Source organism: uncultured Bacillus sp. (assembly GCF_958411575.1).
GTDB classification, from domain to species: Bacteria; Bacillota; Bacilli; order Bacillales; family Bacillaceae; genus Bacillus; species Bacillus spizizenii.
The window spans coordinates 181422-201745 of sequence record NZ_CATYRA010000008.1; the positions used below are offsets into that span (position 1 = coordinate 181422).

The 20324-nt window shown below is 45.6% G+C and carries 18 protein-coding genes, 1 pseudogene and 2 riboswitches; of the genes and pseudogenes, 13 read left to right on the forward strand and 6 right to left on the reverse strand.

Going from position 1 to position 20324, the window contains the following annotated elements; translation table 11 throughout:
- Positions 1 to 2: 2 nt before the first annotated feature.
- From Q5C82_RS14675 to Q5C82_RS14690, 4 genes are all read left to right on the forward strand, one after another.
- The gene (locus tag Q5C82_RS14675) at positions 3 to 2099 is read left to right on the forward strand and encodes a cellulose biosynthesis cyclic di-GMP-binding regulatory protein BcsB (RefSeq protein ID WP_003225108.1); all 2097 of its coding nucleotides are present in this window, start codon (positions 3 to 5) and stop codon (positions 2097 to 2099) included.
- A 149-nt stretch (positions 2100 to 2248) separates the two neighbouring features.
- Positions 2249 to 2393, forward strand: a riboswitch (cyclic di-AMP (ydaO/yuaA leader).
- Between the two features lie 192 nt (positions 2394 to 2585).
- Positions 2586 to 4409 (forward strand): potassium transporter KimA, encoded by a 1824-nt coding sequence (kimA, locus tag Q5C82_RS14680; RefSeq protein WP_003225110.1) that lies wholly within the window; start codon positions 2586 to 2588, stop codon positions 4407 to 4409.
- Positions 4410 to 4466: 57 nt separating this feature from the next.
- The gene (locus tag Q5C82_RS14685; protein WP_003225113.1) at positions 4467 to 4916 is read left to right on the forward strand and encodes an NUDIX hydrolase; all 450 of its coding nucleotides are present in this window, start codon (positions 4467 to 4469) and stop codon (positions 4914 to 4916) included.
- A 66-nt stretch (positions 4917 to 4982) separates the two neighbouring features.
- Positions 4983 to 6707 carry a pyruvate oxidase gene (locus Q5C82_RS14690; RefSeq protein WP_003225115.1) on the forward strand — a complete coding sequence of 575 codons (1725 nt, stop codon included), beginning with the start codon at positions 4983 to 4985 and terminating at the stop codon, positions 6705 to 6707.
- Positions 6708 to 6937: 230 nt separating this feature from the next.
- Here the strand turns inward: Q5C82_RS14690 and Q5C82_RS14695 are convergent, their stop codons facing one another.
- The 4 genes from Q5C82_RS14695 to Q5C82_RS14710 all read right to left on the reverse strand — a co-directional run bounded on the left by Q5C82_RS14695 (position 6938) and on the right by Q5C82_RS14710 (position 9600).
- Positions 6938 to 7204 carry a hypothetical protein gene (locus Q5C82_RS14695; protein WP_032727244.1) on the reverse strand — a complete coding sequence of 89 codons (267 nt, stop codon included), beginning with the start codon at positions 7202 to 7204 and terminating at the stop codon, positions 6938 to 6940.
- 103 nt (positions 7205 to 7307) lie between these two features.
- Positions 7308 to 8585 (reverse strand): Nramp family divalent metal transporter, encoded by a 1278-nt coding sequence (locus Q5C82_RS14700; RefSeq protein ID WP_032727243.1) that lies wholly within the window; start codon positions 8583 to 8585, stop codon positions 7308 to 7310.
- A 227-nt stretch (positions 8586 to 8812) separates the two neighbouring features.
- Positions 8813 to 9070, reverse strand: a complete 258-nt coding sequence (locus Q5C82_RS14705; RefSeq protein WP_003225121.1) for a GlsB/YeaQ/YmgE family stress response membrane protein — start codon at positions 9068 to 9070, stop codon at positions 8813 to 8815.
- A 77-nt stretch (positions 9071 to 9147) separates the two neighbouring features.
- Positions 9148 to 9600, reverse strand: a complete 453-nt coding sequence (locus Q5C82_RS14710) for a DUF2188 domain-containing protein (protein WP_003225123.1) — start codon at positions 9598 to 9600, stop codon at positions 9148 to 9150.
- 117 nt (positions 9601 to 9717) lie between these two features.
- Between Q5C82_RS14710 and Q5C82_RS14715 the strand changes: the two genes are divergently transcribed.
- The 4 genes and pseudogenes from Q5C82_RS14715 (at position 9718) to Q5C82_RS14730 (ending at position 11857) form a co-directional block, all read left to right on the forward strand.
- Positions 9718 to 10536 (forward strand): EcsC family protein, encoded by an 819-nt coding sequence (locus Q5C82_RS14715; protein WP_003225125.1) that lies wholly within the window; start codon positions 9718 to 9720, stop codon positions 10534 to 10536.
- A 126-nt stretch (positions 10537 to 10662) separates the two neighbouring features.
- The gene (gene gsiB / locus Q5C82_RS14720; protein WP_003225126.1) at positions 10663 to 11034 is read left to right on the forward strand and encodes a glucose starvation-inducible protein GsiB; all 372 of its coding nucleotides are present in this window, start codon (positions 10663 to 10665) and stop codon (positions 11032 to 11034) included.
- 150 nt (positions 11035 to 11184) lie between these two features.
- Positions 11185 to 11504, forward strand: a pseudogene (locus Q5C82_RS14725) (cupin domain-containing protein).
- Positions 11498 to 11857: a YdbC family protein gene (locus tag Q5C82_RS14730; protein WP_003225129.1), complete on the forward strand. Its 360-nt coding sequence runs from the start codon at positions 11498 to 11500 to the stop codon at positions 11855 to 11857. Before Q5C82_RS14725 ends, Q5C82_RS14730 begins: the two are co-directional and overlap by 7 nt.
- 36 nt (positions 11858 to 11893) lie before the next feature.
- Here the strand turns inward: Q5C82_RS14730 and Q5C82_RS14735 are convergent, their stop codons facing one another.
- Together Q5C82_RS14735 and dctB are read right to left on the reverse strand one after the other, a co-directional pair.
- Positions 11894 to 12715 (reverse strand): manganese catalase family protein, encoded by an 822-nt coding sequence (locus tag Q5C82_RS14735; protein ID WP_003225132.1) that lies wholly within the window; start codon positions 12713 to 12715, stop codon positions 11894 to 11896.
- Between the two features lie 85 nt (positions 12716 to 12800).
- Positions 12801 to 13853 carry a C4-dicarboxylate TRAP transporter substrate-binding protein DctB gene (gene dctB, locus Q5C82_RS14740; protein WP_003225134.1) on the reverse strand — a complete coding sequence of 351 codons (1053 nt, stop codon included), beginning with the start codon at positions 13851 to 13853 and terminating at the stop codon, positions 12801 to 12803.
- A gap of 69 nt (positions 13854 to 13922) precedes the next feature.
- Between dctB and dctS the strand changes: the two genes are divergently transcribed.
- The 5 genes from dctS to Q5C82_RS14765 all read left to right on the forward strand — a co-directional run bounded on the left by dctS (position 13923) and on the right by Q5C82_RS14765 (position 20278).
- Positions 13923 to 15530 carry a two-component system sensor histidine kinase DctS gene (dctS, locus tag Q5C82_RS14745; RefSeq protein ID WP_003225136.1) on the forward strand — a complete coding sequence of 536 codons (1608 nt, stop codon included), beginning with the start codon at positions 13923 to 13925 and terminating at the stop codon, positions 15528 to 15530.
- Entirely contained in the window at positions 15520 to 16200 is a 681-nt protein-coding gene (gene dctR / locus Q5C82_RS14750; RefSeq protein WP_003225138.1) for a two-component system response regulator DctR, read from the forward strand. The genes dctS and dctR overlap by 11 nt, the downstream gene beginning before the upstream one ends.
- Positions 16201 to 16319: 119 nt before the next feature.
- Complete coding sequence (dctP, locus tag Q5C82_RS14755; RefSeq protein ID WP_003225140.1) at positions 16320 to 17585, forward strand: C4-dicarboxylate transporter DctP; 1266 nt, start codon at positions 16320 to 16322, stop codon at positions 17583 to 17585.
- Positions 17586 to 17734: 149 nt separating this feature from the next.
- A complete protein-coding gene (locus Q5C82_RS14760) occupies positions 17735 to 18787 on the forward strand; it encodes an AI-2E family transporter (protein ID WP_003225142.1) in 1053 nt (350 codons plus the stop codon).
- 48 nt (positions 18788 to 18835) lie between these two features.
- Positions 18836 to 18966: riboswitch (cyclic di-AMP (ydaO/yuaA leader) on the forward strand.
- 73 nt (positions 18967 to 19039) lie between these two features.
- Positions 19040 to 20278: a dicarboxylate/amino acid:cation symporter gene (locus Q5C82_RS14765; protein WP_003225144.1), complete on the forward strand. Its 1239-nt coding sequence runs from the start codon at positions 19040 to 19042 to the stop codon at positions 20276 to 20278.
- Positions 20279 to 20324 lie beyond the last annotated feature (46 nt).

Here is a 20324-nt window from a genome sequence, read left to right on the forward strand (position 1 = left end):
TTTTGAAACAAATAATGATTTTTCTCACAAGTCTCATGCTCATGGCGATGACTGGACAAGCGGCTTTTGCCAAAGAGGTGCAGGTCAGCGGTTCGCTCCTCGGAAAAAGCAGCCAAGAACAAGCCAAACAGCAGGTGCTGACAAGCGACCTGATTACACTATACGGGTCAAAAGACAGCGCGGAGCTGACGTATCAGATTCCGGCAGGCGCCTCTTCCGGCAACCAGCAATTGGTGATTGAATACGAGGCATCAAATCTTTTAATTTCTCCATCATCGTTAACAGTGGTCATTGACGATGAACCGGTCAAAACGTTAAAGCTTGATGGTGATTCCAAACGGAAAACAGTAAAGCTAAACCTGAATAAAAGCCAGTCTGCCCAAGGCTATCACAATATATCGCTGACATTTTACGGTGTGATGAAAGAGGGCGTCTGCGTCAGACAGGATACATCCGGAAACTGGATCAAAATTTATCCGGACAGCCGCCTGACGCTGGCGGACAGCAGAGAAGCGAAGGGAACGTCGCTGGACCATTATCCATATCCTTTCGCCCAATCGGGAAATACAGCGGAAGAAACCGCCATTGTCATTCCGGATGACCCAAGTTCGGCAGAAATTGAAGCTGCAGTGAAAACAGAAGGCTATTTGAAAACGGTGGACAGCAGTGTCAGCATGTCGTATGTTACGGAATCTGAACTGAAGAAAATCGACAAGCCGACGATTTTCATCGGCGTGGACAAGCATTGGAACGGCAAGGTGAAAAAGCTGATGAAACAGGCCGGCTTACAGGCAAAAGGAGAAAAACTGCTGCTTGCAGAGCGGGTGCTGAAAGCAGAGGGCAAGCAGCTGCCGGTTCTGTTTGCGCAAGCGGCGTCCGCTGACGTGCTCACTGAAAAAATCAGTGTCATCACGGATCAGACTTATACAGGCCAGCTCAGTGGTGATACACTCTCCATCAGCAAGCTTAAGCAGGCTGAAAAAAAAGAAAGCAATAAGCTGACTCTCGAGAATTTTGGAGCAGGTGATATCACAATTGGATCTGACAAAACTTCTTCTGCACATTACTTTTATCCAGCTTCGGCGGTTTTAGACCAAAACCAATCTGCAAAGCTGTCGCTCAAGCTGAAGAAGTCCGAAACGATTCAAGCCTTAACGGCGGAAAACGAATCGGTTTCTCAGGCGGCAGAACTGAAGATCATGATCAACGGCCAGCCGCACTCGGTCGGGCTTGATGAATTAGGAAAAGAAGATAAAAATGGATTCTATCATGTCATGGTAAAAGTGGACCCTAAGCTGCTGCAAAAAAACCGCTACATTGATATTCAGTTCGTTACGACTGGGCTAAAGGAAAACAATCCTTGCAACACCACAGATGAAGAAAAGTGGGTCTATATTGATAAAAGCAGTACATTGTCTTATGCCATCAAAGACCTGTCTCCATCAGCGGATTTCCAAGAGTGGCCGCTCCCTTACGCCGGAAATCAGGAACAAACAACGCTAATCGTGCTTCCTGACACCGTAAGCCAATTGAAGTTTGAGGAGCTTTCTCTCGTAACGGAGTCCTTTGGCAGCGAAGGGCAGCATTCATATACGGTCAAGAAATCATCTGACGTAACAGCAAATGATGCCAAAGGAAGGAACCTCATTTTCATAGGGGGTACCGATCAATTTCCTCTCCTGAACGAGAAATCATCAGATCTGCTTGTTCCGCAAGCGAAGAACGGCTCGTTTGATGTATCAGGTTTTGAGATGCTGAATGAGACAACAAAACAAGTGGCATTTACTCAAGCATCTCTTTGGGATTCACGCTACACAATGGCTGTCTTTACACCATCAAAAGGAACTGGCACGGCTGTCACGAAAGAGATCATCAGTTATCTGAATAGTACCGATGACTCGGCAACCGTCGTTAACGAAACCACCAGCCAGCAGGTGTTTACAAACCACCAGCAGCTCAAATCAGAAACTAACAGTTCCAGCGCAGAACAACCATCACAGGATAATAGCCAGAAATGGCTGTATATTGGTGTGCTGGCACTTATTATGGTGATTGCGGCAGTGTTCATTTGGGTTGCCGTAAGACGAAGAAAAAGATAGACAGATACAGAATAAAACAGAGGCAATCTAGCCTCTGTTTTTTTATTTTTGGTATGTAAATTCCATTTGTGGAACCTATCATTTTATTTTTTCCGCCCGGCCAATAAGCCTCTTTACAACGTGCAGGAACGGGAGTATGATCTCTTTTAGAAAACAAATCGCTTAATCTGAAATCAGAGCGGGGGACCCATTAGAACGGCTTTTTTGCCGTTGGGGTGAATCCTTTTTAGGTAGGGCAAACTCTCATATGCCCGAATCCGTCAGCTAACCTCGTAAGCGTTCGTGAGAGGAGATGAATGAAACCTGTGTTCGATGTAATGGCACAGGGGCATCCGTTTGCCTCTGTGTTTTTTGCTGTTCATTTTTAGAATGCAAATCGATACAGAGACATCGTAGCAGAAAGGACTATTACAAAATGTGAGAGCTAGATGCTGATGTTTTTATTGTTTTAATTGAAAAATGAGAAATTAAAAGGGGAAGACATCGATGTATCATTCAATCAAACGTTTTTTGATTGGGAAACCACTAAAATCTCAAGCCGCTGGAGAGCAAAAACTGACGAAATTAAAAGCCTTGGCGATGCTTTCCTCAGATGCGCTTTCATCTGTCGCATATGGCACAGAACAAATTTTAATCATTTTGGCAACAATCAGTGCTGCTGCATTTTGGTACTCCATTCCGATTGCGATTGGCGTCCTCATATTGCTGCTCGCACTGATTCTTTCATACAGGCAAATTATTTATGCTTACCCGCAGGGCGGCGGGGCGTATGTGGTTTCGAAAGAAAACCTTGGCGAAAAGCCGGGATTGATCGCAGGCGGTTCATTGCTTGTCGATTATATTTTAACGGTAGCTGTAAGTATTTCCGCAGGAACGGACGCAATCACGTCGGCCTTTCCTGTATTGCATGATTATCATGTGCCGATTGCTGTTTTACTTGTTTTAGCGATTATGATTTTGAACCTGCGCGGACTTTCGGAATCAGCATCGATTCTAGCCTATCCGGTTTATCTGTTTGTGATGGCACTTTTGGTTTTGATAGCAGTCGGGTTGTTTAAACTCATGACAGGACAAATAGACCAGCCAGTCCATCATACACCGCTCGGTACTCCTGTAGCCGGCATTACGCTGTTTTTGCTGCTCAAGGCTTTTTCTTCGGGCTGCTCGGCCTTGACCGGGGTTGAGGCCATTTCTAACGCGATTCCTGCTTTCAAAAACCCGCCTGCGCGGAACGCGGCTAGAACTCTTGCAATGATGGGCATTTTGCTGGCGATTCTGTTTTCCGGCATCACGGTGCTCGCATACGGCTATGGAACAGCGCCGAAGCCCGACGAAACGGTGGTCTCACAAATTGCTTCTGAAACCTTCGGGCGGAATGTGTTCTACTATGTGATCCAAGGTGTCACATCACTTATTTTGGTCCTTGCGGCAAATACGGGATTTTCAGCCTTCCCGCAGCTTGCCTTCAACCTGGCGAGAGACCAGTATATGCCGCGTATGTTTACAGTCAGAGGCGACCGCTTAGGCTTCTCAAATGGGATTATCTTTTTAGGCGTTGCTTCGATTGTGCTCATCGTGCTATTTGGAGGACAGACAGAGCACTTAATCCCGTTATATGCTGTGGGCGTATTTATTCCATTTACGCTTTCGCAAACCGGTATGTGCATCAAATGGATTAAGCAAAAACCAAAAGGGTGGATCGGAAAAATGCTGATCAACTCCTGCGGCGCTTTGATTTCGTTTATGGTTCTGTCGATCCTGTTTGTGACGAAGTTTAATGTTGTATGGCCTGTGTTAATCTTTATGCCTATCGTCGTTTTGCTGTTTTTTGCGATTAAAAATCACTACACAGCTGTCGGTGAACAGCTTCGCATCGTAGACAAAGAGCCAGAAGAAATCAAAGGCACGGTTGTGATTGTGCCTGTAGCCGGTGTTACTACCGTCGTGCAAAAATCGATTCAATACGCAAAATCACTGTCCGACCAGGTTATCGCCGTTCACGTGTCATTTGACAGAGAACAGGAAAAGAAAGTTGAAAAACGCTGGGAAGAGCTCAATAACGGAGTGCGTCTCGTCACGCTTCACTCCTCGTACAGAAGCCTCGTCCATCCGTTTGATAAGTTTTTGGAAACTGTAGAAGCAAAAGCGAAGAAGGAGCAGTTTTCCGTCATGGTGCTGTTTCCGCAATTTATTACGAAAAAACGCTGGCACACCATCCTTCACAACCAATCAGCCTTCCTCCTCAGAGTCCGGCTGTTCTGGAAAAAGGACATAATGGTTGCCACGCTGCCGTATCATTTTAAAAAGTAAAGCTCTAGGACCAAGGGAAACACCTTGGTCTTTTTTTGCGAAAAAAGGAGAAATACAATGTTTACACAAGGTGCATTTGTGATCGTGTTGAACGAAAATCAGCAGATTCTGCTGGTTAAACGAAAGGATGTTCCTTTATGGGATCTGCCGGGCGGCAGGGTCGATCCCGAGGAAACGGCTGAGGAAGCGGCAGTTCGGGAGGTATTGGAAGAAACGGGATACAGCGCAGCGCTTTCTGCGAAAATAGGTGTCTACCAAAGGCCAAAGTTTCAAGATGAGCAGCATGTATTTGCTGGACACATAACAGGCGGACAAGCGATAGCGAACGGGATGGAGACAGCGGGATTGAAGTGGTTTTCTCCGCAGCGTTTGCCGCTTTTTATGGTGCCGAACCGAAAAAGGCAAATCAAAGATTTCGTTAATGGCGCTCTAGATACAACCATCACCCTCAAGGACAGAGGTATGGTTGCGGCGATCGACCTGTTGAAAAGAAGACTGGGCAAGTGATAAAGGTCTCCGGGTTTTAAAGCTATTCTCCGGTGGTATTGAAAAAAGGAAAAAGGAGGATACGGCATGGCACATAAAACTGCAGGACAAGCAATGACAGAACTGCTTGAACAATGGGGAGTTGATCATGTTTATGGCATCCCTGGAGACAGTATAAATGAGTTTATTGAAGATTTAAGACACGAAAGAAATCAATTGAAATTCATTCAAACCCGCCATGAAGAGGTGGCGGCGCTGGCAGCCGCGGCTGAGGCAAAACTCACCGGCAAGATCGGCGTCTGCCTGTCAATCGCAGGCCCGGGTGCAGTACACTTATTAAACGGTTTATATGATGCAAAAGCGGACGGCGCCCCTGTGCTGGCAATTGCAGGACAGGTTTCATCAGGCGAAGTCGGACGGGATTATTTTCAGGAGATCAAGCTTGAGCAAATGTTTGAAGACGTGGCTGTGTTCAACAGAGAGGTACATAGTGCGGAATCACTGCCGGATCTCTTGAATCAGGCGATCCGCACCGCCTACAGTAAAAAAGGCGTTGCGGTATTAAGCGTGTCTGATGATTTGTTTGCGGAGAAAATCAAACGTGAGCCTGTGCACACCTCACCAGTGTATATTGAAGGGAACCTTGAACCGAAAAAAGAACAGCTTGTCACTTGCGCGCAATATATCAATAACGCTAAGAAGCCGATAATCTTGGCGGGGCAGGGAATGAAAAAGGCGAAACGGGAGCTCCTGGAGTTTGCGGACAAAGCTGCAGCCCCGATCGTTGTCACGCTCCCGGCAAAAGGCGTGGTCCCCGATAAGCATCCGCATTTTCTCGGCAACCTTGGGCAGATCGGCACAAAGCCAGCCTACGAGGCAATGGAGGAATGTGATTTATTAATCATGCTCGGGACTTCATTCCCGTACCGCGATTATTTGCCTGATGACACGCCGGCGATCCAGCTCGATTCAGATCCGGCGAAAATCGGAAAACGCTATCCGGTGACAGCGGGACTTGTCTGTGATTCGGCTCTTGGCCTGCGCGAGTTGACGGAGTTTATTGAACGGAAGGAAGACAGAAGGTTTCTGGAAGCCTGCACTGAACATATGCAGCATTGGTGGAACGAAATTGAAAAAGATGAGACTGAGGCGGAAACACCGCTCAGACCCCAGCAGGTCGTGGCACGTCTTCAGGAAGCGGCAGCTGATAATGCGGTGCTTTCTGTAGATGTCGGCACTGTAACAGTCTGGATGGCGCGTCATTTCAAAATGAACGAAAACCAGGATTTCATCGTTTCCAGCTGGCTTGCGACAATGGGCTGCGGCCTGCCGGGAGCGATCGCGTCAAGCTTGGCCGAACCGGAGCGCCAGGCGATCGCTGTCTGCGGTGACGGGGGCTTTTCCATGGTCATGCAGGATCTCCCGACCGCCGTCAAATACAAGCTCCCAATCACTGTCGTCATTTTAAACAACGAAAATCTCGGCATGATCGAGTACGAGCAGCAGGTCAAAGGCAATATCGACTATGTCACGAAGCTGCAAAATGTCGACTATGCAGCATTTGCAGAAAGCTGCGGAGCAAAGGGCATCAAGGTGACCAAAGTTGAAGAGCTTGCACCCGCTTTCCATGAGGCGTTACATGCTGACCAGCCGGTCGTTGTGGACGTCATGATCGGAAACGAACCGCCGCTGCCTGGCAAAATCACCTACGGACAGGCAAAAGGCTTCAGCAAATACATGCTGAAAAACTTCTTCGAAAACCAAAAAATCGAAATGCCGTCACTGAAGAAAAGTTTAAAACGATTATTTTAAAAAAGCAGGGGTCTTTTGAGACTCCTGCTTTTTATGTGTTGGAAACAAATGTATTTTTGATTATTGTATTGCAGGAATGATCTATGCAGCGTGTCGTGATGTTCGCCATGCTCAAACGGACAAAAGGACAAATGCATCTTCTTTCAAAGCAAAAAGATCAGCGCATTTGTCCTTGTATGTTTCATATGTTTATTTTTATCAACTCTTACTGAGTTCATGTCTTTGTAAGCTTATTTCTCTTTTTTCTTAAGCCCGAAAAAGAAAGGAAAAGCAGAACCAACCAGGAAGGTGCCGAATAAAAACATTCCGCCGATAAACACGTGGAAATTCGTGTGTCCGGCCGTAAACGCGGTGATCAAGGAAATGATACTGAGCACGATCATAGCAATGCCGGGCGCGACTCTCATTTTTCCTTTGGATTTATAGGCAACAGCAGAACATAAAATTCCGATTACAATAGGAACGATCCACAAATAAAACAGAATAAATATTGACATCATCAAAACTCCGATTTTTTCTTCTATCATAACAAATTTCTGTCAAAAAGGGTATCAATGAGCTTCTGCGAAAAATCAAAAACCGGCTTAGCAGCCGGTTTTTTTAACGAAACGTATCAACAATTAAAAACACATTCAAAGCAACGATCAATACAGCAATCAGCCAAGAAACCACTGTGACCCATTTGGCGTTGATCAGTGACCCCATAATCCGTTTATTGCTTGTAAACATAATAAGCGGGATTAAGGCAAAGGCGATGCCGAAGGACAGCACGACCTGGCTCAGTACGAGTGCGGTCGTCGGATTGACGCCTGATGCGATGATCAAGATCGGCGGAATGATCGTGATAAACCGCCGTACATACAGCGGGATGCGGTAGTTGATAAATCCCTGCATGATCACGTCGCCTGAAAGTGTGCCGACAGACGAACTGGATAGACCGGCAACGAGCAGCCCGATTCCGAATAAAGCCGCTGACACAGGGCTGACAAGATGTCCGAATTGTTGATATGCGACATCGAGATCCTCGACAAACAGGCCGTTTTTGAAGAATAATGCAGCAGCCACAATCAGCATACTTGCATTAATAGCCCCTGCAATCAGCATCGCTATTAAAATATCAATAAATTCAAATCTGAAGATTTTTTTCCGTTCAGTATCAGTTTTGCCGACCACCCGCCGCTGTGTAAGGGCAGAGTGTAAATAAATGGCGTGCGGCATAACCGTTGCGCCGAGAATACCCGCTGCAAGAAGCACACTGTCAGTGCCTTGAAACGCCGGGACAAAAAGGCCCTTCATCACTGACGCGGCATCAGGCTTTGCGAAAAAGGTCTGCAGCGCAAAGGCGATCACCACTACAAATAGCATACCGGCAATGCCGGCTTCAAGTGAGCGATAACCGCGGCGCTGAAGCTCCAATATCGCGAAAGAACCGATCGCCGCTATAATAGACGCTTCAAGCATCGGGATGCCAAACAGCAAATACAGTCCCAGAGCCGCTCCGATAAATTCCGCCAGATCAGTTGCGATAATGACCAGCTCGCCCTGAATCCATAATCCGATGGAGACGGGCTTTGGAAATTCTTCGCGGGCAACCTCAGGCAGATTTTTGCCTGTTGCTATACCGAGTTTGGCGGATAGTGATTGGATTAAAAGCGCCATGATATTAGAAAATAAAATCACCCATAGCAACATATATCCGTATTTAGAACCCGCCGATATATTCGTTGCGAAGTTGCCGGGATCAATATAGGCGATGGCTGCTATAAATGCAGGACCCAGAAAGGGGAGCAGCCCTCTGAATCCTCTGATTTTCCCGTCAAGCGCATCTTGGATTGCTTTGGAACGGGGAGATTGTGCTGTGATGTCCTTGTTCATCATGTCTCACCTGAATTCTGATTGTTTTTGCCGAACAACAAAGAGTTTCCTTAAGGCAAATTATTTTATCTACATCATATGATCATCCCAGTTTCTTGTCAACCGAAAATGTTCAAAGTTCATTCCTGAATTTTTCCCTGTTATGTAACATGATATGTAGGAATTCGGATAAGGTCCCATATAAAAAGACATCGTTTCAGTTCGAAACGATGCCTCCTGTATGAAATGGTCTAGGCTTCCTTACGCAGCCCGCGGAATACGAGGCTCAGCAAGAACACGAAGATAGCGGCCCCGATGATGGCTGGGAAAATAGCAAAGCCAGCGAGGCTAGGTCCCCAAGTGCCAAGGAGTCCGTGTCCGATCCAAGCGCCGATCAGCCCGGCAATCATAGAACCGAAAATTCCTCCCGGCATCCGGTTTCCTACAATGGCACTTCCGATTAATCCGATTACGATCGCAACAACTAATGAAACCAAAAAGCTAATCATCATACTCACCTCTCATAAATGATTTATCAATCAATAACCGCTTATGCCACACCCGAAACATCGAAAAGCATATCGCTTTATGATTCTGTTTTCATTTTTCTCTGCACGCTGCCGTCAGCCAAATGAACAATCACCTCAGTGCCTTTATGTGCTGCAATTTCCTTTGCCCGTTCAATCGCATCTTTCTTTGTATCTTTGATCTCAGAGACACGTTTGGCATCCTCGGCTTTGACCGCCCAGCCGTTTTTATGCTTGATGACATGCTCAGCTTTATCCATAAGCTCAGGGCCGTTGCCGCTGCTTGAATCTTCATCGCGTTCTGTCTCATCATCATGCTGGAGGAAATCATCAATTTCTTCTTTAGAGGCATTTTCCGCCCATTCCTTTGCTTTGCTTGTCGCAATCGGAATCGCGCGTCCGTCCTCATATCCCTCATCAATCATCGCATTTGCAATTTCAATTGCTTTTTTCTTTACCGGCTTCTCAAGATTTTTTAATGAGGCGGGATAATCCTTCATCGACCAAGGCATGTCCATCACTCCTTTTCCTTTTATAAAAATGGTACCCGCAGGTGAAAAATAAAAACGTTTCCGAGAAAATGAAGGTATACTATATAGTAGAAAAAACGGAAGGGAAGTGCGAGTTGGGTGACAGCAGAACGAAAAGAAGACTTACATCATCAATTAAAAGAAATAGAAAAATGGGAAAAAGATCAGCAAAAAGTCTGGTTTTGGGAAAAGCTCAGCCGTCTCCCGTTTCAACTGCTGGACAAGCTGACGCCGGAATTCATTCAGAAAAAGATCGGAAAGCTTTTGGATGAGGTCGGCAGCTTTGTTCAAACAGGAGGACAGTATCTGACATCGGAAAAACAGATTATCAAGATGTTTCAAAAGAAACTGCCGGAAGATACCTTCGAATCACTGGAGGACGTCCGAAAAGCGCCTCTGCCTGTCATGGATGAAATTGCGGAAGGAATGGGCAAAAACAGAATCAACACGGCAACCGTACAAGGCGCGACAACGGGTGTTGGCGGTGTGTTTACGCTGGCGGCAGACATTCCGGCCGTGCTTGGTCTGTCGTTAAAAACGTTACAGGATATCGCGGTTGCTTACGGCTATGACCCAAAGGAGAAAAAAGAGCGTGTCTTCATCGTAAAATGTTTGCAGCTGACATCGGCGGATGTTGTCGGCAAAAAAACGATTTTGCAAGAATTAAAAGACTATGATCAAGATCGTACATATAAGAATGTCGCTTCTCAAATCCAAGGCTGGCGTGAAGTCGTTTTAGGATATCGCGACACGTTTGGCTGGAAAAAGCTTTTTCAACTGGTGCCGGTCGCGGGAATGGTCTTTGGCGCGGCAGCCAATCGCTCAACATTAAACGACATTACCGAAACGGGTATGATGCTGTATAAAAAGCGGCGTATTCTTGAGCGGCTGAAAGAAACAGAACAAGAGATGGAATAGCAAAAAGCAGACGGACATCGGTTCCGCCTGCTTTTTTAGTGAAAACACACCCAATGTGTTTTGTTTGTTTAAAAGAATTGGTAGCGGGAATACAACAACCAACACCAATTAAAGGAGGAATTCAAAATGGCAGACGATAACAAAATGAGCAGAGAAGAAGCAGGTAGAAAAGGCGGAGAAACAACAAGCAAAAACCATGATAAAGAATTCTATCAAGAGATTGGTCAAAAAGGCGGAGAAGCCACTAGCAAGAACCATGACAAGGAATTCTATCAAGAAATCGGTGAAAAAGGCGGAGAAGCCACTAGCAAGAACCATGACAAAGAGTTCTATCAAGAAATCGGCGAAAAAGGCGGAGAAGCCACTAGCGAAAATCATGACAAAGAATTCTATCAAGAAATCGGCCGTAAAGGCGGAGAGGCAACAAGCAAAAATCATGATAAAGAATTCTACCAAGAAATTGGCTCAAAAGGCGGAAACGCCCGCAACAACGACTAATCAAAAGCACAAAGGCAGACAACCTGTAGATAAAAAGCGATCCGGCATATCAGCTGGATCGCTTTTTATTTTGGGAATTTTCTCGATTATGCCGATATTGCGATATAATAAGTGAAAAAGGGGTTTTCGCTAATGTCCGGGATGTAAAATTTGCTCGCCATTGCCAATGAAGTCAAAGAAAAACACGCCAATTTTTCAATCTCAGAGGTCACGACCACTGTATGCGCCTCGCTGTGTTTACAGGAGAATATGACTGGCATCATCACCCTGACTCAGATGAATTATTCATTGTTCTTGAAGGTGAGCTGCTGATCGATTTTAAGGACAAAGAAACCGCGGTACTCAAAGCAAATGACAGCCTGCTGATCCCAAAAGGAACCGTTCACCGACGCTCTTACGTCAGAACGGTGAATCTCTGTGTCGAGCATACACAAGCGAAAACAGTCATCATAGAGGAAGTGCCATGCTGATCAAAAGGATTGTATGTGAAGTAGATGCTACAAATGCTGAAGCATTTGCAAAAGCGCAATCACAGTGTGGAGCACTATCACATGTAAATGGCTTCATCAAACAGGCTGGCGGCTGGCGGGAAACAGCAGATGGGCTGTTCACCGCAGAGATCATCAGCGTTTGGGAGAACAGAGCTGCCTATGATCATTTTATGGAGAACGAACATGACAGCATATACGAGGAAAACGAACGGCAAGCTGTGATTCTTTCAATAGAAGTGAAGCTGTACGAAGAGGGTGAACAGCTCATTCACAATCTGTTACATAACTCTGACATCCGGTACGAACCAGACTGGACGGTTCTGAAGGCATAATGAAAGCCCAAAACATTATGTTTTGGGCTTGTGTCTTTACTCGCGTCCCGGAAGCGTATCATGAACAAAAGGCGGTGCTGGTTTTAACTCCGGTTTTTCTCCAAAAGCTTTAGCTTCTTTCACATATTCAAAGGCTTCTCCGTCCGGTGCTTTTTCGTTCAGCCAGGTTTGCTCGGAGCTTTCTTCGCCTTCAGAGAAATTGATAAGCTGATGCGAGAACTCTTGTTTTTCGAGTGCTTTCGGGAATGTCCCCGGCACAATCGGGCCTTCTTGCGCTTCTAATTCTTTAATGGCGGCGATCCATTGATTTTGGTGCATCGTGTCACGCGCCAGCAGGAAGCTGAGCATATCTTTAACGCCTTTGTCATCCGTCATTTCAAACAGGCGTGCAACCTGCAGACGGCCTTGTGATTCCGCATTCAGATTGGCGCGGAAGTCAGCCAGCAGGTTTCCGCTTGCTACGATATAGCCGCCGCTCCAAGGTACGCCTGTACTGCTTTCCGGCATGGCTCCAAGTCCTGATACAATTGCATGGTGAGGGTTCATGCCGCCCAGGATGGAGCCGATGACCGGATCTTCAGCGGCTTTTTCCTGCTGATCAAGCGGGGCATCCTCAAGAAGTCTAGCGATCATCGTAGCGATCATTTCAACATGCCCGAGTTCCTCAGTTGCCGTATCCATCAGCAAATCCTTGTATTTTTCATTTCCTCTTGTATTCCAGCCTTGAAATAAGTATTGCATGGCAACAGAAATTTCTCCGAATTGCCCGCCTAAAATTTCTTGCATTTTTTTAGCGAATAATGGATCTGGACGATCTGGTTTAGCAGGGTGCTGCAGCATTTTCGTATGCTTAAACATGTTCCCATCTCCTTTTTTCGTTTATCTCTTTTTATATTTCCGATCAATTGAAAGATAAACGGAAAACAGCGTATCGAGATGGGGATTACGAATCCTCTCGCAGCTCTAAAAGCTCCCGTATCAGCTTCCGGCCGAAGATGGGCTCGTACTGCCGGTAAACAGGATCAAGGCGCTTCATCCATTCTTTTTTCTCTTTATCCGACAGCTCGTAGATTTTAATAGATGAATTTTTTTTGATTTCTTCCAGCTGCTCTTTGTTCATTTCTTCGGCATACGTTTCGTTCCACTCCGTCGTTTCCTTCATCGCTTCAGTCAAAATACGCCTTGTTTCCGATGTTTGTGCGTTCCAGAAATGCTCCTCAGTCATGACAGCATAGCCGAGATAACCGTGGCTGCTTATTGTCAAATAGTCCTGAACATTATAAAATTTTTTAGAATAGATGTTTGAGATTGTATTTTCTTCACCATCGACTATATTGTTTTCTAACAGCTGAAAGGTAGAATTGAAGGATTCCTGATGAGGTGTTGCGCCAAGCAGCTTAAACTGGTCCTCTATCACATCGCTTTGCATAATGCGGAGATCTTGTCCTTTTAAATCATCCGGGTCTCTGACCGGCCCTTGATTTGTCGTGATTTGCTTAAAGCCGTTTGTCCAATAGGCGAGGCCTTTTAATTGATTTTTCTTTAGAGAATCAAACAGCTGTGTACCGATGCTGCCGTTCAGCCCTTTTTTGACAGCATCATAATTTGTAAATGCATACGGCAGATCCAGCACGCCCCATTCAGACGAGAGCATGCCGAGCTTCGATGTGGAGGGGGCGATAAATTGAACATCGCCATTTTGCAATGCTTCAATTTCTTCAATGTCCGAATACAGGCTTCCATTCGGGAACACTTCAATTTTTATTTTTCCGCCTGATTTCTCGTTTACCAGCTCGGCGAATTTATTGGCGGCCAGCCCTTTCGGCGTATTTTCGGCAACCACATGGCTGAATGTAAACACGATTTGATCCTGTAAGCCTTCCTGGTCGTCATCATAAACAATCTCTTCACTGCCGGTATGATCATGGAATCCGATAAATAAAGCGGTTGCAATTCCGGCGATCATCAGTGCGAGACATGCAAGCAAACTCTTCATGAAAAGCCCTCCCCTTAGTTAAGGATAATGGGGGCAATGCCATTCGTAAAGACCTGAAAGGAGAAGCTGATGAACAAAAAGAAGCTCTCAATCCGTTGGAAAATCACGATCCTATCCTATATACTCGTCATTTTCTCCTTTTTGATCGGCGGCATTGTGCTCATTGGCAATATCCAGCATACAGAGGAGCGGGAGCTGAAAAAGCGTTTGATGAATACGGCCCGGACGGTGTCGGAGATGACAGAAGTGAAAGAGGCCTTGGCGCGAAAAAAACAAACAGAAGCTGTTCGCCATGCGGTTGAAGAAATCAGGATGATTAATGAAGCAGACTATATTGTCGTCATGGATATGAATCACATCCGCTACACGCATCCTGTCAGTACAAGCATCGGCAAGAAATCTGAGGGTGCAGACGAAGAGGCGGCGTTTGCGGAGCACATTTATTTCTCAGAAGCAAAGGGCGAGATCGGCACGGCGGTCCGGGCTTTTTATCCGGTGAAGGATCATGATCTGAACCAGATTGGCGTGGTGCTTGTCGGGAAAACACTGCCGGGGATCGCAGACATCCTGCTTCATTTAAAGCGTGATATCACATTCATCGTTGTGCTTACACTCGGCTTCGGCCTTGCAGGATCATTTCTGCTGGCCCGTCATATCAAAAAACAAATGTTTCAGCTTGAGCCACATGAGATTGTCCGAATGTATGAAGAACGGACAGCGACGTTTCACTCAATGAATGAAGGCGTAATTGCCATTGACAACCGGCTCATCATTACAATTTTCAATGAAAAAGCGAAACAGATCTTTGAGGTGCAGGGGGATCTGGTAGGGAAGGTGATTTGGGACGTTCTCAAGGATTCGCGACTGCCCGAAATCGTGGAGCGGAACAAAGCGGTTTATAATGAAGAAATTCGCGTCAGCGGAAAGGTCATCATGAGCAGCAGAATTCCGATTGTCATGAAGAAAAAAGTCATCGGCGCCGTCGCTATTTTTCAGGACAGAACGGAAGCCGCTAAGATGGCAGAGGAATTGACGGGTGTCAAAAACTTTGTGGAGGCGCTCCGCGTTCAAAACCATGAGCATATGAATAAGCTGCATACAATCGCCGGCCTCATCCAGCTGGGGAAATCTGAAAAAGCCTTGCAGCTTGCATTTCAGGCATCAACTGAGCAGGAAAATGTGACTGAATTTCTGCACCGCTCGATTCAAAATGACGCCGCGGCGGGCCTTCTATTAAGTAAAATCAGAAGAGGAAGGGAGCTCGGCATTGCTGTTCATATAGATGAAAACAGCAGTCTTCAGCAATTTCCCGAGCATGTTGACCAGCATGATATTGTCGTGCTTCTCGGCAACCTGATTGAAAATGCCTTCGGTTCATTTGAGACGGTTCAATCTGATGATAAACGAATTGACATCAGCATCGAACAAACGGATGATATCCTTGCCATTTTAATAGAAGATAACGGCTGCGGGATTGAACCGGCACATATGCCGCACCTTTACGACAAAGGATTTACGGTCAATAAAACAGGCGGCACAGGCTATGGCCTGTATTTAGTGAAACAAATCACAGACAAAGGATCGGGTACGATAGAAGTTGATTCACACGCGGGACAGGGGACATCTTTTTCTATCGTTTTTCCAATGAAGGGGGAGGAAGCACAGCATGGCTCGTAAGGAATGGAAGGTTCTGCTCATTGAAGACGATCCGATGGTTCAAGAGGTAAACAAGGATTTCATCACAACTGTCAAAGGCTTTACTGTCTGTGCAACGGCGGGAAACGGGGAAGAGGGCATTAAGCTGATTAAAGAAAAACAGCCCGACCTCGTCATTCTCGATGTGTACATGCCGAAAAAAGACGGAATCAAAACCTTGCAGGAGATCAGAAAGCAAAAACTTGAAGTGGATGTCATCGTCGTCTCCGCTGCAAAAGACAAAGAAACGATCTCTCTTATGCTGCAAAATGGAGCGGCCGACTATATCTTAAAACCGTTTAAGCTTGAGCGAATGAGACAGGCGCTTGAAAAGTACAAGCAATATAAACAAAAACTAGAAGCGAGTGATACGCTGTCCCAAGAACAGCTCGATGCGATCCTGAATATTCCGCAGCAGGTCGTACAGGATCTGCCGAAAGGGCTGAATCATTTCACGATGAATGAAGTCACTGCTTTTTTGAAGCAGCAAACCGCATCTCTTTCTGCGGAAGAGGTCGCCAAGGCGCTCGGCATCGCCAGAGTGACAGCCAGACGATACCTTGATTATCTAGAAAAAACCGGAACCATTAAATTGGACGTTCAATACGGCGGAGTCGGCAGGCCCGTCAACCGCTACGTGTTGAAAGGATAAACTTGAGACCAAAAAGACCAAAATGTCCGTTATGATCATAAACTTCCCCAGTCTGTATGAAAACGCTATCATTCTAGTAAGAAAGACACAAAGGAGAATAGGACAGGGGGATGCAGGATATGAAACTGTTTAAAAATTTAACAGTTCAGGTCATAACTGCGGTCATCATTGGGGTCATTGTCGGACTGGTCTGGCCGGATGTCGGCAAAGAAATGAAACCGCTTGGCGATACATTTATCAACGCTGTTAAAATGGTGATCGCTCCAATCATTTTCTTCACAATCGTTCTCGGGATTGCAAAAATGGGCGATATGAAGAAGGTTGGAAAAGTAGGGGGAAAAGCGTTTATTTATTTCGAGGTTGTCACTACCCTCGCACTCATTATCGGTTTATTTGTCGTCAATATCATGAAACCGGGCGCGGGTCTTGATTACAGCAAGCTTGAAAAGGGAGATGTATCACAATACACGCAAAATGGCGGTCAGGGAATCGACTGGATTGAATTTATCACACATATTGTTCCGTCCAACATGGTTGATGCCTTCGCAAAAGGGGACATTTTGCAGGTCTTATTCTTTTCTATTCTTTTCGGAGTCGGTCTTGCGGCATTAGGTGAAAAAGGGAAAAGCGTCATTGATTTCTTCGACAAGATTTCTCACGTCTTTTTCAAAATCATCGGCTACATCATGCGTGCCGCGCCAATCGGGGCATTCGGGGCGATGGCGTATACGATCGGGCACTTCGGTCTCGATTCCATCAAGCCTCTGGCAAGCTTAATGATGTCTGTTTATATTACGATGTTCCTGTTTGTGTTTGTTGCTTTAAATCTCATCTGCAAGCTTTACGGATTCAGCCTGTGGAATTACCTCCGCTTCATTAAAGATGAGCTTCTGATCGTGCTTGGCACAAGCTCATCAGAATCGGTGCTTCCGCGAATGATGGATAAAATGGAGCGCTACGGCTGTTCGAAATCGGTTGTCGGGCTTGTCATTCCGACGGGCTATTCGTTTAACCTTGACGGCACATCTATTTATTTATCAATGGCGACGGTTTTTCTGGCACAGGTGTTTGGAGTAGACCTCAGCATCGGCCAGCAAATTACAATTATCCTCGTTCTGATGCTGACATCGAAGGGAGCGGCAGGTGTGACGGGAAGCGGATTTATCGTCCTTGCCTCAACACTGTCCGCGCTTCAGGTCATTCCGCTGGAGGGCCTTGCACTCCTGCTTGGGGTCGATCGTTTCATGAGTGAAGGAAGAGCGATTGTGAATCTGATCGGAAACGGAATCGCCACGATCATTGTTGCAAAAAGCGAAAATGAATTCGATGAAGCAAAAAGCATAGAGGCTGTTGAAGGCATGAAAAAAATGAAAACAGCAGTCTGAAGAAAAGAACGGCCCATCCATGAGGCCGTTTTTTTAATTGTTTAAGAATAATTAAGGTGGGGACAGAGACCTCAGCATTTTTTTGTTATATAATTTACAAATGGATACTATATTGAATGAAGGACGTTTGTCCTAACAGGAGTGTATAAATGGCCGCTTTAGTTAAATTTTTTCAGCACCCGGGAGTAAGGCGTTTTTCCATCTTTGTCGTGTTAACTGGTGTGTTATATCTATTTAAGAGCATGATCAACTTAATATTGCTTACCTTCATTTTCACATTTCTTATGGATCGTTTGGAGCTTGTCGTACGGCAGTTTTTAAGCCGGTTCTTCCGCGTGAGCCAGCGGGTTGTCATTACGTTTCTTTACATGTTGCTGGCTGTGCTGCTTACAGTTGGAGGTTTTGTGTTTTATCCTGTCGTCGCTGCGCAGATTCAGCAGCTGGTTAAGCAGATTAAACATATTGCATATCACCCGGACACCATCCCTTTCTTTGATGAGATCACGAGTGTTTTCGGAGATATTAACATCAGTTCATATGTCAAAGAGGGCTTCAATGTGGTGTATACGTATCTGGCCGATATCAGCACTTTCGGCTTGCAGATCGTAATGGCGCTCATTCTCAGTATGTTTTTCTTATTTGAGAAAAAGCGGCTTACTGAGTTCATGGCGAAATTTAAAACAAGCAAACTGAGGGTCTTTTATGAGGAAATTTCTTTTTTCGGAAGCAAATTTGCAAGAACGTTCGGCAAGGTGCTTGAGGCTCAATTCATCATTGCGCTTGTCAACTGTATTCTGACGTTTATCGCACTTTGGATTATGCATTTCCCGCAGCTGTTTGGGCTTTCAATTATGGTGTTCTTCCTTGGATTGATCCCTGTAGCAGGCGTCGTCATTTCTCTGATCCCGCTGAGTATTATCGCTTACAGTACTGGCGGCGGAATGTATGTGCTCTACATTGTGCTTGTCATATTCGCCATACATGCGATCGAAACGTATTTCTTAAATCCGAAGCTGATGTCTGCGAAAACGGAGCTGCCGATCTTTTTCACCTTCACAGTACTCATTTTCTCTGAGCACTTTTTCGGCATTTGGGGTTTAATTATCGGGATTCCGATCTTTGTGTTTCTCCTAGATATTCTTGATGTCACCAACAAGGAAGAAGGACCCAAAAGATTCCAAGAAAAAAGTAACAAAAAATAGTTTACAAAATTGGATCTTTTCTGTATAAATAAACTAAATCATACAATAGTAAGCCACACGCTTAATCCTTTCATAAGGAGTGGGGGACCCAATCTTTTGGGGTTAATTTTTCATCTGAAAAACGGACATCTCTTCGTCCGAACCCGTCAGCTAACCTCATCAGCGTGAAGAGAGAGTCCTGTGGTTTGAAGATACAGCCAAAGCCCACGGGAGTCTCTCGCGGGCTTTTTTTCAAAAAAGGGAGGAATGCGGATGAAACTGGCTACAAAGATAATCATTGCATTGGTGCTAGGTGCGATAACGGGAATTATTCTTAACGTAACATCACCTGAATTATTTGAAAATTTAAATAAGTTTGTATTTGGGCCGCTTGGCACCATCTTTTTAAACCTCATTAAAATGCTTGTCGTTCCGATTGTCTTTTTCTCACTAACACTGGGAGTAGCCGGGCTGGGCGATCCTAAGAAGCTTGGCAGAATCGGTGTAAAGGCGATTTCTTATTTTCTTGTTACGACAGCAGTGGCGATTACCATTGCCATCATTTTAGCTCTAGTCATCAAACCGGGAGAGTTTGGAACGTATGATACATCGTCTGCCGAATTCACTGCTGAAAAAGCGCCAAGTATTGCGGACACCCTGTTAAACATTATTCCGACCAACCCTGTTCAAGCGATGACGGAAGGAAATATGCTGCAAATTATCGCTTTTGCCATTTTTGTAGGGCTTGGGATTACAATGCTTGGAAAAAAAGCGGATATGCTTCTCAAAGTTGTTGAACAAGGAAATGAATTAATGATGTACCTGGTGAATCTTGTAATGAAGTTCGCTCCGTATGGTACATTCGGTCTGATTGCGACAGCTATCGGAAGCCAAGGGTTCAGTGCAATGAAAGCGATGGGCTTGTACATGATTGTGGTAACCCTTGCATTACTGATACATGCGGTCGTTACCTACGGATCTACGGTTGCGCTTATAGCCAGAAGAAATCCGATTACGTTCTTTAAAAATTTCTCAGAGGTTATGGTCGTTGCATTCAGTACTTCCAGCAGCAATGCAACCCTGCCGATATCCATGGATGTGGCACAGAGGAAATTAAAAGTGCCTGAGCCGATCAGCAGCTTCGTCCAGCCGCTCGGCGCTACAATTAATATGGACGGAACAGCTATCATGCAAGGGGTAGCCACCGTCTTCATTGCGCAGGTATTCGGGCATGATCTGACATTCACTCAGCTGCTGATGGTGATACTGACGGCAGTGTTAGCAAGTGTCGGAACCGCGGGTGTTCCTGGAGTCGGTTTGATTATGCTCGCCATGGTGCTTCAATCTGTCGGCCTGCCTGTCGAGGGAATCGGATTAATTCTTGGAATTGACCGTCTGCTTGATATGCTTCGGACAGTGGTGAATACAACAGGAGACGCGGCCTGCGCCGTCATTATTACAGAAACAGAAAAGAACAAACAGCCTGAGCAAGCGCCGACTCTATCGGTTTAACCAAACATTTGGAAGCAACAAATGCTATAATACTAACAGTGCCTAA